Here is a 13,177-nt window from a genome sequence, read left to right as displayed (position 1 = left end):
GCACTCCGTCAGAACTTCATTCTTAGATTAGCATTCACGCCATTTTGCGTGACACCCGATCCGAACTGTCCCTGATAAGAGACATTCAACAAAGCAGATTTGCTCAGTTCAAAATCGAAACCACCCGAAACCAACGCCGTGTCTTTCCCAATGCTGGTTCCTCCAATGACAAAGCCATCAGATCCGGCAAAGCTTGCAAATGAGTTTGATCTGTCATCACCAAAGGCATGCCGCCATCCAAGATCTGCCCGTGCTTTGACGGGAATAACCTTTTCGTTCAAAGTCGCTGTCGCGCGGAAACCAAGCGTCGAAAGCGTGGTGTTCATCGAGTTTTCGTCGACGTTCAGCCCTGCTCCCTGAGTGCCCGTTTCTGAGAAAGCATCTGTTTTCAGTCGAACATATGCGAGATTTGCGTATGGCTCGAAGCTCGCCTTTTGAGTGAATGGAAGCTTATAGCCCAATTCGCCAAACACCTGGAAACTGCCAGCATCATAGCTTGATGACAGACGGTCATCGAAGCCAGCAAATGCAATTGCGCGCTTCATCTCAATGTTGTGCCATGTATAGGACAGGCCCGAGCGGAATGCGACAACGCCCTGTGCCACAGGCATTTCGGTACCAGCATAAGTGCCGATTGTGTAATCATCACTTGTGCCCGAAGACATCCGCTCATTGAGACGGAAATTTGTCTGGCTGTAGCTGGCCAGCACACCCAGACGCCAGTTATCAAAAACCTGCGCATCTATGCCCGAGACGAAACCACCAATACTGGATTTCGAGCGTGCTGCATTGCCATCACCAGACAGGTTCGTCCAGCCGCCAAAGCCGTGCCCCCAAATGGTTGGCAAACGCCCATTCTCTGAAAGCTGGCTACGTTCAGCAGATGCCGACGCGAAAGCCTGCGACAGATTGTTGTAAACTGCCGAGCGCGTATAGGCACTGTTGTTGATAAATGTCGACTGGATCGACGCATAGGCTTCGCCAGAGAGTTGATCATAAGCCTGTCGGGCATCTTGCTGTGTCAAAAACAGGATGTGATCATAAAGCGTGCCGCCGCTACCCTGACTTTCCAGCGCTACAGCGGTTGAGAACTGGTTTTGGCTGTTTGCGATATCAGCAAATGCAACATCTGAGCGGCTTGTATCGAGAAAGACATTGTTGGCATCATAATCGAGCGCGAAATCGATAAAGCGCGCATCCTGAACATATGAACCAGCGATCTCGCCATAAGTGCCGTTCACGCCGCCCGTTGCACTGAGCAAAACGGAACGCGATGAGGCCTGTGCGCCCGAAGAAAATCCATTGTGCACCAGTTCGAGCGAACTGCCATCCTGAAGATCAGCGGCTCCATCGACAACAATCTGATCAACACCAGCATCTGGCCCATTTCCTGCAATGAGATCCGCCAGATAGGTTGATCCCGCTTGCTGCGTGAATGTTCCATTAACAGTGAGCGTGCCAATGGCATTGTCTGGGTTGAATGCACTGCCCGGCGCAACGTTACCACCGTCAAACAAGGTCAATTCGCCAACAGCACCAAGTCCGGCAATCGTGCCTTCTTCAGACACATCTGTGGGTGAAGTGATACTGCCATTCACCTCAAGAACGCCACCAACAACGCTGGTTCCACCCTGATAGCTATTGTTGCCATCGAGAACGAGAATACCTTCGCCACGCTTGGTCAGATCGCCAATGCCCGAGATTGAGTTTGACCAGATCGAAGAATAGCCTTTTGTATCGACGTCAAAAACGCCGGTATAGCGAAATGCCATAGGGCCATCGACAGCAGCACCGAGATTCAAAAGCCCCTGCCCGAACTTCGCTTCGTCTTCAAAACCTTCTTTGGTCGCTGTTGTGAGGATTGTTTCAATCGTCTGACGCGCGTTCAGATAAGGAAATGCTGATCGCACCACGGCTGCAGCGCCTGCAACATGCGGCGATGCCATTGAGGTACCATGCGAATATTTATATTCCTGATTGCCATTCGTCGGATCACCTGCTGGCCAGGTTGAGTAGATGCCTTTTGGATCGCCTAGTTTCGTCATCGCCCCACCGGGGGCCGCCAAACACCATTCTGCCGCCTCGCCACATTCATTGCTGTAAGGGGCCATTTTCCCGTCTGGCCCCACCGAAACAACAGCTATAAGCGACCCCTTGAGATCAGAGAAATCCATGTCGTCGAAATCAGGATCTGCCGGATCCAAAAATGTATACGTTGACGCATCATCGAAATCGAAATCAGGAGCGTCGGTGTCGATAAACCTGATGTTTCCGTCGCGGATGAAATCCGGTGTAATGAGTGGAAACATGCCATTTCCAGCAGGAATAGACGTGGCATAGCCCGGCTGATCGCGGCGGCTATTGCCCGCAGCAAAGACCAGCACAACGTCTTTTTCCGCCGCATATTTCAGCGCTTCATATGTTTGCTCCAAATAAACCGGATCGCTATAAACGGGTTGATAGTCGAGAATCTGATAATTCGGATTGAGCTCATCATCAACTTTTGGATATGGGCCGATATTAGGGCCATAACTGCCATTTAGAACCTGAGCACCATGGTCAGCAGCATAAACAATAGCTTCATTTTCTGGAAGGAATCCGGGGTTTCTGCCGCCGACTTCAATGGCGCTTAGCGGCATGATTGTTGCATCATAAGCAACACCTTGCATGCCAAATCCGTTTCGCCCGGCACCGATAGTCCCGGCGACATGAACGCCATGCCCGTTCAGCGAGCCATCAGGTTTACGCAGAGGAAAAACATCATCGGCCGCCGGATTGCTACCAAAATTGTACAAAAACGGTGAGACACGTCCGGCGAATTCGGGATGATTCACATCAAATCCTGAATCGACAACCGCAACGACCACACCCTTGCCTGTGAAGCCCTTCTGATAGGCTGGCAGGGCGTTGATCATATCAAGCCCCCAATTGGCATAATATTCGGCATCAGCAAGATTTTCGGAGGCTAGAGGCACATTCTGCGCAAAAGCAAAATTCGGCGTCATAAGCGCCGTTGATAGCAGCAGAAATTTCAATCCACTCTTAAAAGAAAACATGCCCGCCCCATAAAACTCGACAAATCAAATACCCCCTGAAAAGAGGGCCCCAAAATATAATATTACTAAAGAAGAATAAGTAATCCCTGAAATTGGTGATAACGGTATCAATGATTGATTGAATTCATACCAGCCATGACGAACTTGGAAAATTCATCGCGTCTTTCCGTCATCCCAATGCAAGCGATCAGATCCTCAGTGGTCGGCCCTAACCACGTTGATGACTATCCGGAAGATTTCTTGAAGTTGTCCGCGGACAACCTGGTCATTTCAGACCAGATAGAAAGGATGAAACAAAGAGGAGCGGACCTTGATCTCGCCTTCCCCTTGCATCATCGTGGTATAGTTAATCATTTGTAAAATGTTTACGAATCGGGCTTACTATAAACTGCGCAGTTATTGAAAAACGCCAATCATTTGCGAAGTTGAAAGCCGAGAATGTTAACAAGTCATCACCCGCTTAGCGAACAAGAACATCTTCCAACGATGTTGTCCGCGGATTCACTTGAACTGTCACGCCAACTTCAATTGCATCAGCAAAAGATTTTCCCGCCTACAGCGCAAAAAACCATTCGCCAGTTCACCCCAGCAGAAGCTGCTAGTTTCATTGGGATAGGTGAGGGATATCTCCGGCAGGTTGCCGCCGACGGGTTTGGACCTGAGCCGCAGGCGAATGGTCGCCGCATGTATACGCCAGACGACATGGATCGCATCCGTGCCAGTCTCGATGAAAAAAATGGCGCGCCAAAATATGCGCCAGGTCGCCGTGCGGGTGAAAAACTACAAGTCATTGCTGTCATGAACTTCAAGGGTGGTTCTGCGAAAACAACGACATCCGCCCACCTCTCCCAATTCCTTGCCCTGCGCGGATATCGCGTGCTGGCGATTGATCTTGATCCTCAGGCATCGTTGTCCGCTCTCTTTGGCCACCAGCCCGAGCTGGACGTTGGGGAGGGTGATACGCTGTATGGGGCAATTCGCTATGAAGACCCGCGCCCGATCACGGAAATCGTCCGTGCGACCTACACACCGAACTTGCATGTCATTCCTGGCAATCTTGAGTTGATGGAGTTCGAACACGAAACACCAAGGGCGATCACAGCGGGTCGCGCTGAAACTATGTTCTTTGCCAGGATCGGCGAGGTAATCGCTGATGTCGAGAGCCTGTACGACATCGTCATAATTGATTGTCCACCACAGCTTGGCTTTCTGACCATGTCTGCACTTTGCGCTGCAACCGGTGTTCTGATCACAGTACATCCGCAGATGCTTGACGTTATGTCGATGAGCCAGTTCCTTGCAATGACCAGTGAGTTGATGTCCGTGGTTGAACGGGCTGGGGGCAGAACCAGCTATGACTGGATGCGCTATCTGGTGACCCGCTACGAACCCAATGACGGACCACAAAGCCAGATGACAGGCTTCATGCGGGCTATATTCGGCAACCGCATGCTACAGAACCCGATGTTGAAATCCACCGCAATCTCCGATGCGGGGGTCACCAAGCAGACACTCTATGAAGTGGAGCGGTCTCAATTCATTCGCGGCACTTACGACCGTGCGATGGATTCTCTGAATGCTGTGAACAGCGAAGTTGAAGAGCTGCTGAGATCCACCTGGGGAAGGAAATAAGCCATGGCGAGAAAAAACCTTATAGAAGTCTCCCGGGAGAATGACGAGGCTACCAACCACGGATCAAATACAGACCTCACACATTCCCGCCCTCTGGCAGGGTTTGTTCCCGCAGCGCGGACAACACCGGTTGGTGGGATTTCGAAGTCGCTGGGTAACATCACACACAAAGTCGAACGCGCCGATGCACTTGAGAAGCAGCTCGCCGAGGGACAGATCGTTGTCGAGCTCGATCCGTCGCTCATTGAGAACTCATTCGTATCTGACAGACTGAGCATTGACCCGGAGCAACTTTTTGAACTGGTTGCACAGATCCGTGATAACGGCCAGCTCGTCCCAATTTTGGTGCGCCCGCATCCCGAGAAGGCTCAGCGCTTTCAGGTTGCCTTCGGTCACAGACGACTGGCGGCAGCGCGTGAACTCGGCATCAAAGTTCGGGCAGTTGTTCGATCACTGACTGACGAACAGCTCGTGGTTAATCAGGGTCAAGAGAATAACGCGCGCGCCAATTTATCGTACATCGAACGTGCAATCTTTGCAGCACGCCTGGAAGATCGTGGTTTCAGCCGCGAGGTGGCGATGGCAGCACTGGGCATTGATAAAGCAGCAATCTCAAAAATGCTTTCAGTGGTCCGGGCGACAGGTCATAAACTGATTGAAAAAATTGGCTCAGCTCCTGAAGTCGGCCGGCGGCGCTGGCTGGAACTCTCAGAAAAACTCGATAGCAGCCAGGTCGATACACTTTTGGCTGAGTTGTCCGCGGACAACCTGGCGCATTCAAGCAGTGACGATAGATTCCAGTTTGTTACAGACTTCCTCAAACACAACAAACCAGCATTTAAGTCCACCCCTCAGCCAGCCAACAAACAGCTGCCAAAATCCTGGAACTCTACCGATAACGCGGTTCAGTTTACAATGAGCAAAAAAGCCCGAAGGATTGCTATTGAGCTATCCAACACAAATGCTGCGGCTTTTGGTGAGTGGATATCGAACCATCTTGATCGTCTGTACGAAGAGTACCAGACATCGGAAGAAACAGAAACTGGAGATTAACCCGCAAAAGAAAAAGCCCCCACAAACGTCAGTCTGCGAAGGCCATTTCGTTTTTCTGTAGCAAGATACGAATCGCATTTCTCGGAATCAGTGTCAAGAGTCATTGGCGTCAATTTGGCGGGTAAATTTCTTTTGCCTTTAGAAAGGTAGAAGAAAATGCAAGTTCTGGAGAATTTAACGGCTGCGGTTCGCAGTCGAATGCCTTCGCGCGCGCCGTCTCAGCAGACCAGCGCGGGGATTAAGAAATGGGAATTGTATAAGAACCTGTGCGTTGCCAAGTCTGTGTATGGGCTTAATGATCGTTGTCTGACAGTGCTAAACTCACTGCTGTCATTTCTGGCTGATGAGGTGATAACCACAAGATCCAAACTCGTGGTTTTTCCTTCCAATAAGCAGATTGCCATCCGTGCGCATATGATGCCTGAATCCACGCTCAGACGGCATCTGACGTCGCTGATCGAGGCTGGCATCATCACACGCAAAGACAGCCCAAACGGCAAGCGGTACGCACATAAGAACGGAGCGGGGGAAGTCGCACTTGCTTTCGGCTTTGACTTCACGCCCTTCTTTGCAAGAGCCTCGGAAATCAAGCAAGCCTCAGATCGCATTCAGGATGACATGCGTGCGGTGAAGCGGTTACGCGATGAGGTCTCTGTCTTACGCAGGGCATTAGCCCAAACCTTTGATGAGAAGCGTGAACTGGCCACCAACGGTCTATTTACGCAATTTCGGAACGTTGTTGATAGCATTCCACGGCGGGCATCGCTTGCTGAATTGACCACAATAAAGATGTCTCTCGAAGCACTGACATCGGAATTGGCTATCACACTGAAAAATAATGATAATGTAGAGAATGTAAGCGCCAATGATGCTCAATATAAGCGGCATCACAGAGAGTCACTTTCAGAATCCCTTTTAAAAGAAAAGATTGAATTTTCAGATTTGAAAGAGACTGCATCAAACACTTCGGATCAAAAGCCAGCTATTTCAAAAGCAGAAGCGATATCATTAGATTTGGTTCTCAGAGTCTGTCCGGATATCAGTGCTTATGCAACCTCTGGCATCAGGACCTGGCGGGATCTGGTGGATGCCAGCCGCGTTGTCTCGTCGTTCCTCGGGATTTCTCATGCCGCTTATATCGATGCAATCCGCACCTTTGGCCTTGAAACAGCATCCGCTGCGATTGCCGCTATTCTGCAGAAGGCAGGTGAGATTGCCTCTCCCGGAGGATATTTGCGGTCTCTGGTGCAGAAGGCGAAGGGAGGTCGGTTCTCAGTTGCTGAGATGATGATCAGCGGGCTTAAAGCAATGAAACCTGGATATCCATAAAGTCTGACTATTTGATAAAGTGGGTTGTAACAATGATAGTCTTTGCAAGGTGAGTATGTAGACGCAAAACAGCTCGGAATGATGCGCAGTTCTCAACTGAGAACTTGCCTCGTCGCCCGCACCTTACTTCAGGCGTATCACAGGGCATCAATGAGGCTGCTTCCGGTCTGTCGCACCAAGCTGGTGCGTTGAGGAAAAAACTTTGTGACGGCAATGCAATTGTCGATCTTGATAAAGAAACCATGGAAGCGTTTTTTGTATCTGATCGACTTCAAGACTACACCTCAACCAACCTTAACGCCTTATTTGAAAGCATTCGAGAAAATGGCAAAACCGTTCCTATTGTGACATGTCCGCATCCAGACAAAACAGTCCGTTATCAGTTGGTATACGGGAACGGCGCATTGCAGTTCTTAATCAACGGGGGGTAATGGTATTCATAATACAGTCGTTCTTCAATTTAGTTTTATATTCACGTTTTTCGTTTGCGTGAGAGCATTGGGCCATATTCGAGAACATAGAGACCGAAGGCTAGCATCCATAGCAGTGCTGAGCCTGCGAGGAATGTATGGAAGAAGTTCGGCATCATTTCTGCAAATGGGCGAGTAAGTGCCGCGAGAATAATGCAGAGATAGGCAATTTGTGTTGTTAGAGTTGCCGTTAATGGTCTGCCTGTATGCCCGCGTGTGGCTCGCGTCATGACGGCTAACATCATGCAACCGATAACACCCACCGTCATGATGTGAAGTGCAGAAAATGGATTGAGATGGCCAAGCGCTGAGCAAGCGATCGCAATGTAACCAAGAGGTACAAAGGCATAGGCAATGTGCAAAACAAGCAAAAGCTTTTCGCGCGCCACACTCCAGCCCCGCCAACGATAGAGCCGGATTGTATGAAGAACGGCAGTGATGATAGCGAGAATGGCAGTGACTGTAGATTCAGGCATCGCCACCCAGGCAACGCAGGTCACTGCTCCTACAATAATGCACAAGCCGTCATAGCGGTTAAACGAGGTTGGAAACTGCGTTAATCCGGCTTTGTTGAGCCAGTTGCGGGTGAAGCTTGGAATGATGCGACCACCAATCAGCATGATCAGAAGCACATAGGCACTGACCCCAATACGGTTTGCCATCGCCACATCACCGCCGCTCAGTGCCAGATAGTGAAAGGTCAGATTAGCAAGCGTAACGACAGCTACAGCAATCAAAACTTTAAGGTTTTTCCATTGACGACCTGCAACGATTTCACGCGCGCAGATGAAAAGCAGTAAGGGCAGGAAGAGGCTCTCAATGGTAACCGCGACATAGATGTTCGTTATATCCGGATTGAGAAACACCAACCGACCGACAAACCATGCTCCGAATAGCAGAGCGAGTGGCATGCCGGAAACGGGTAATCTGCCGGTCCAGTTGGGTACTGCGGTCAGCAAAAAGCCAGCAAGAACTGCGGAAGAAAAGCCGAACACCATTTCATGGGCATGCCAGTTGAGCGCGCCATAGGCACCGCCGACCGAAAGGCCTATGGTGAGCGAGAATATCCAGAGCAGCATGGCCAGAACTGCCCAGATAGCTCCACCCAGAAAAAATGGGCGGAAGCCGTAGCTGAAAATTGCGGGTCCGGTCTTTTTAAACCCCCGCGCAATTGCGCCGCGTCGTTCGGAGGGCATCGCTGCGGGGGTGGCCAGCAGGCCTTCCTGTCTTGTCATAATATCCTCGTCACCTGACCAATATCTGCAATCTCCAACAGCCTGTTACTGTGCGCTGGCGATTGCTTTCTCGAGTCTCGCCTGCACTGGTTTTGGCTTCCTGGCTGCAACGATCTGTTCCAGGTTTGAAGGGTTGTCGCCGACAACCAGCAGAGCCACCATGCCCATGGCATAATGCGGTGTGCATTTAACGAAATAAGCGCCGGGTTGTGTGACGTTCAGTGTGTAATTTTCATTGATCTTACTTTTGAAAGCTTCAGCGCCTTCGGGGATCATTCCTTTGATCGACTCGACATTGTGGCCCTTGTCAGTGGGAATAAACGTGATCGTGTCGCCGGGATTGGCCTTAATGTAAGAAGGCTCGAAAACCATGGCGCCGTCTGCGCCTTTGTTGAGCATATGGACTTCGATATTTTCAGCCATAACGGGGGCCACCATCATCAGGCTAAGGGCCGCTGCGGCGAAGGAAATAGCACATTTACGCATTTTGTTGATCTCCAAAGCTGGCTTGGGCAGTTTCGGAAAGATGCCATTCACCAGTGCGATGAAAATTTAGAATGCCTTTCGGTCGCGCTCTTTGATTGGGATCAAACAGATTTCAATAGTGGAGAGAAAAGATCAGAAATCGCTGGTCGCTATGTGTTTCAGTCGCTTGAGTTCGCGCGCAAGCAGAAAGCTTAGATTTTGTCGGGATCCAGAAAGTTGCCGGTCACATCATAGACTGCGTGATTGCAGCTGGATCTCTACGCTCCGCAGTTGCTGTAGGATTGAGTAACAGCGGGTCATATTCTGCGGGAATGGTGCTTGGGGTGACATCGTGCCGAACACGTGGACATTAGCAATGCCTTAAATTGATGTTATGCTTTGTGCAGATGAGACCTTGTCCTGCCATCAGCGTTTTTTCGTGCTTGCTGCGAACAGGATCAGAAGCTCGACTTTATTGAAGAGCGAGGGAAATATTTCCCTTTAGTCACAACGGTGACTGAGCCATCAATCTTGTGCGCGCAGGCGATAGCCGACGCCTGTTTCCGTCAGAATATAATGCGGCTGATCGGGAGATTTCTCGATTTTCTGGCGCAGCTGACGGACATAGATGCGCAGATATTGCACATCGGCCGCTGGTCCCCAAACATGGCTCAAAATATATTGATGCGTCAGCACCTTGCCGGCGTGCTGAACAAGCAAACGCAGGATTTCATATTCCTTGGGCGAGAGCTTTATCTCCGCCTCATCAAGCTTCACGATGCGCCTGACCAGATCGACCGATAAACCATCGCTCTGAAAAACCGGTTTCTCGCCCTGCTGATGCAGTTTATGGCGCAGCGCCACCCGCGTTCGTGCAGCCAGTTCCTTCATACCAAAAGGCTTGGCTACATAATCGTCCGCACCGGATTCAAGTGCGCGCACAATGCCTGCCTCATCGGTACGGCTTGAAAGGATGAGGACTGGCAGCGTCAGGCCCCGTTTCCGCCACAGACGCAGAAGTTCGTGGCCGTCCGTATCGGGCAAGCCAAGGTCGAGCAGAACGAGATCGGGCTTTTCGCTCTCAAGCAACAGGTCTGCTTCACGCGCATTGGCCGCTTCAATGATCGTATAGCCTTCGGTCGTAAGCCCCACCCGCAGCAATTTGCGAATGGGTGGCTCGTCATCGACGACCAGAATTTTCGGCTTTGGATCGTTCATGAGTTCCTGTCTATCTCTTGAAGTGGCAGCGGTATGGTTATCGTAAAACGGGCGCCGGAACCCTCAGCCCTGTTTCCGGCCCGAATAGTTCCACCCATTGCTTCTGTGAAGCCGCGGGCAATGGAAAGGCCCAAGCCTGTTCCTGCCTGTACGTGATCACCCTTGCGAACGCGATAGAATGTATCGAAAACCCGTTCAAGATCGATATCGGGAATACCGGGACCATGATCGCTGATTTCAAGCACCACATGACCACGCACGACATGCGCTTCAAGCGCGATTTCTGATCCCTGCGGCGCATATTTTGCGGCATTATCAAGAAGATTGAACAATACCTGCTCAAACAAGACCGCATCAAGCCGCAGCATGGGAAGATCGGCTGCGACCGCCACCTGAAGCCTGTGATGCGCGAGAATCTTGACCGCGCGATGCAGCGCTGCTCCCACAATATCGCCGAGATAATGTAGCGACAGATTGGGTTCCATGGCACCTGATTCAATGCGTGTCATATCAAGCAGATTGGCGATGAAGCGGTTCAGCCGTTCGGATTGCTCGACAATGGTCGATAGCAATTCGGTGCGGTCGCTCTCGGGCAGCGAAACGGAATAGTCGCGCAATGTGGTGGCGGCCCCCATGATGCCCGCAAGTGGTGTTTTAAGATCGTGCGATATGGAGGTGAGAAGCGCCGAGCGGAGCTTGTCTGCCTCTGCTGCAAGCCTGGCGCGTTCAACATCGCCCACAAGCTGCACACGCTCGATGGCAATGGCCGCCTGATCACTGAGCGCTTCAAAAAGTCTCTGCTGTTGAGGTGTCAGGATTGGTCCCTGCCGATCATTATCGAGCCCGATCACGCCGACAGACGTGCGCGCCGTCTTGAGCGGCAGATAAAGCCGCCTGGCACCGGGCAGCGTATCCGCTCCCCGACCGGCTGGCAGTTCATGTTCCCAAGCCCAGTGCGCTGCAGCAATATCGGCATCGACAAGACTGTCATCGGGCGGGTAACCCGCGCGAACTGCAATGCTTTCACCTTCGGGAAGCAGGATGACAACGCGCACTTTCAGCATGGAGGCGATCTGAAAGGCGGTTGCCCAGAGCACATCATCAAGCGAACCAGTTCCCGCCAGCTTCTTGCTGAAAAGATAAAGATCCTCGGTCATGTTTGCGCGCTGCCGTGCCGCTGCTGCCTGACGCTGCACGCGGCTTGCCAGATTACTGGCGACAAAGCTGACAAGCAGAAAGAACGAAAGCGCCACCACGCTTTCTGGGTCTGCGATAGACAGCGTGTAGAGCGGCGAGAGGAAGAAAAAGTTATAGGCAAAAGCGCTTAACACCGACACGAACAGCGCTGGCCAAAGACCGAGCGTGACCGCAACGCCAAGAACGCCCACAACGAAAACCAGAGCGATGCTTCGCACATCCAAAAACTGGTCGAGCAGAAGCCCGACACCAAGCGCGCAGGCCGTGACCAGCGAGGCCGCGAGATAAGGCTTGATGTTGAAGGCGCTCGGTTGACTTGCGGTTTTGACACCACGCGTTGTCTCCGCCTTGTCGCGGTCGGCAGTCGAGGTGATATGAACATCGATCGCGCCTGAATGGCGGATAAGATCATGCCCGACAGAGCCTTCGATTGCCCCGCGCCAGCGCGACTTTGCCGATTTTCCGGCCACGATATGCGTGTAATTATGGGTTGAGGCGTAACGCACCAGATCTTCGGCAATATTCTGGCCGGGAATAATCACGGTTTCGCCGCCAAGCCTTTCGGCAAGGCGCATGGTTGCCGAAATCCGGTCCTTTGCTTCATCGGACAGATTGACTGAGCGCGGTGTTTCAATGTGAATGGCAGCCCAGGGCGCCCGCATCCGATCGGCAAGCCGTCGCGCATAGCGCACCAATGAAGCACTGCTTGTGCGCTGGTCGATGGCAACCAGAACACGATCACCCGCAGCCCATGGCCCTTCAATGGCATGTGCCCGCATATGGGTCCGCAATTGTTCGTCAACCCGCTGTGCGGTGCGGCGAAGTGCAAGTTCGCGCAGGGCAGTCAGATTGCCGGGAGAAAAATAGTTGCGGATTGCACGCCTGGCGGTTTTCGGCAGATAGATCTTGCCCTCGTCAAGCCGCTTGATGAGATCGTCCGGCGTGAGATCAATCAGCTCGATATCATCGGCCCGGTCGATAATACTGTCGGGCACGGTTTCGCGCACGCGGATGCGGGTAATCTGCGCCACCACATCATTGAGACTTTCGACATGCTGAATATTGAGCGTGGTATAAACATCGATCCCGCGCGCCAGAATTTCTTCGACATCCTGATAGCGCTTGGGATGACGGCTGCCCGGTGCATTGGTGTGGGCCAGCTCATCCACCAAAACCAGTTGCGGCTGCCTTTTGAGGATGGCATCGATGTCCATCTCATCGAGCTGGTGGCCATGATAGGACACCGGCTTGCGGTCAATGATCTCAAGTCCATCGACCAGCGCTTCCGTTTCCCGTCGCCCATGCGCCTCAACAATGCCGATCACCACGTCAATGCCGTCCGCTTTGCGCGCACGTCCCGACAGCAGCATTTCAAAGGTCTTGCCGACGCCGGGTGCTGCTCCCAGAAATATCTTGAGACGACCACGCGTTTCGCGCTCTGCCTGTTCAAGCAGCGCATCGGGGGAAGGCCTCATATCGCCAAGGCGAAGATCGTCCGATATCAAGCGTTGTTCCTCAAAAT

9 protein-coding genes are annotated in these 13,177 nt (G+C 51.9%); 4 read left to right on the top strand and 5 right to left on the bottom strand.

Going from position 1 to position 13,177, the window contains the following annotated elements:
• Positions 1 to 8 precede the first annotated feature (8 nt).
• Positions 9 to 3,056 (bottom strand): autotransporter domain-containing protein, encoded by a 3,048-nt coding sequence (locus tag WH356_RS10055; RefSeq protein ID WP_339510379.1) that lies wholly within the window; start codon positions 3,054 to 3,056, stop codon positions 9 to 11.
• Positions 3,057 to 3,494: 438 nt separating this feature from the next.
• On the opposite strand from WH356_RS10055, the gene repA reads away from it, so the two are divergent.
• From repA to WH356_RS10035, 4 genes are all read left to right on the top strand, one after another.
• Entirely contained in the window at positions 3,495 to 4,688 is a 1,194-nt protein-coding gene (gene repA / locus WH356_RS10050) for a plasmid partitioning protein RepA (protein ID WP_339510377.1), read from the top strand.
• Between the two features lie 3 nt (positions 4,689 to 4,691).
• Positions 4,692 to 5,741 carry a plasmid partitioning protein RepB gene (repB, locus tag WH356_RS10045; protein ID WP_339510375.1) on the top strand — a complete coding sequence of 350 codons (1,050 nt, stop codon included), beginning with the start codon at positions 4,692 to 4,694 and terminating at the stop codon, positions 5,739 to 5,741.
• A gap of 156 nt (positions 5,742 to 5,897) precedes the next feature.
• Positions 5,898 to 7,070 carry a plasmid replication protein RepC gene (gene repC, locus WH356_RS10040; protein ID WP_339510373.1) on the top strand — a complete coding sequence of 391 codons (1,173 nt, stop codon included), beginning with the start codon at positions 5,898 to 5,900 and terminating at the stop codon, positions 7,068 to 7,070.
• A gap of 104 nt (positions 7,071 to 7,174) precedes the next feature.
• A complete protein-coding gene (locus tag WH356_RS10035) occupies positions 7,175 to 7,501 on the top strand; it encodes a hypothetical protein (protein WP_339510371.1) in 327 nt (108 codons plus the stop codon).
• A 41-nt stretch (positions 7,502 to 7,542) separates the two neighbouring features.
• Here the strand turns inward: WH356_RS10035 and WH356_RS10030 are convergent, their stop codons facing one another.
• The 4 genes from WH356_RS10030 to WH356_RS10015 form a co-directional block, all read right to left on the bottom strand.
• Positions 7,543 to 8,775: an NnrS family protein gene (locus WH356_RS10030; RefSeq protein ID WP_339510369.1), complete on the bottom strand. Its 1,233-nt coding sequence runs from the start codon at positions 8,773 to 8,775 to the stop codon at positions 7,543 to 7,545.
• A 45-nt stretch (positions 8,776 to 8,820) separates the two neighbouring features.
• A complete protein-coding gene (locus tag WH356_RS10025) occupies positions 8,821 to 9,261 on the bottom strand; it encodes a pseudoazurin (protein WP_339510367.1) in 441 nt (146 codons plus the stop codon).
• A 504-nt stretch (positions 9,262 to 9,765) separates the two neighbouring features.
• A complete protein-coding gene (locus WH356_RS10020; protein WP_339510365.1) occupies positions 9,766 to 10,458 on the bottom strand; it encodes a response regulator transcription factor in 693 nt (230 codons plus the stop codon).
• A complete protein-coding gene (locus WH356_RS10015) occupies positions 10,455 to 13,130 on the bottom strand; it encodes a DUF4118 domain-containing protein (protein ID WP_445253663.1) in 2,676 nt (891 codons plus the stop codon). The genes WH356_RS10020 and WH356_RS10015 overlap by 4 nt, the downstream gene beginning before the upstream one ends.
• Positions 13,131 to 13,177: the final 47 nt, after the last annotated feature.

The organism is Ochrobactrum sp. MYb379 (assembly GCF_037479515.1).
Lineage (GTDB): Bacteria > Pseudomonadota > Alphaproteobacteria > Rhizobiales > Rhizobiaceae > Brucella.
Note: the sequence above shows the minus strand (reverse complement) of the source record. Positions and strands in the feature narration are given on the sequence as shown.

Bases quoted from the DNA above. Each gene is read 5' to 3' on its own strand.
- WH356_RS10055 (WP_339510379.1), bottom strand. From the start codon at position 3,056: ATGTTTTCTTTTAAGAGTGGATTGAAATTTCTGCTGCTATCAACGGCG.
- repA (WP_339510377.1), top strand. From the start codon at position 3,495: ATGTTAACAAGTCATCACCCGCTTAGCGAACAAGAACATCTTCCAACG.
- repB (WP_339510375.1), top strand. From the start codon at position 4,692: ATGGCGAGAAAAAACCTTATAGAAGTCTCCCGGGAGAATGACGAGGCT.
- repC (WP_339510373.1), top strand. From the start codon at position 5,898: ATGCAAGTTCTGGAGAATTTAACGGCTGCGGTTCGCAGTCGAATGCCT.
- WH356_RS10030 (WP_339510369.1), bottom strand. From the start codon at position 8,775: ATGACAAGACAGGAAGGCCTGCTGGCCACCCCCGCAGCGATGCCCTCC.
- WH356_RS10025 (WP_339510367.1), bottom strand. From the start codon at position 9,261: ATGCGTAAATGTGCTATTTCCTTCGCCGCAGCGGCCCTTAGCCTGATG.
- WH356_RS10020 (WP_339510365.1), bottom strand. From the start codon at position 10,458: ATGAACGATCCAAAGCCGAAAATTCTGGTCGTCGATGACGAGCCACCC.
- WH356_RS10015 (WP_445253663.1), bottom strand. From the start codon at position 13,130: ATGAGGCCTTCCCCCGATGCGCTGCTTGAACAGGCAGAGCGCGAAACG.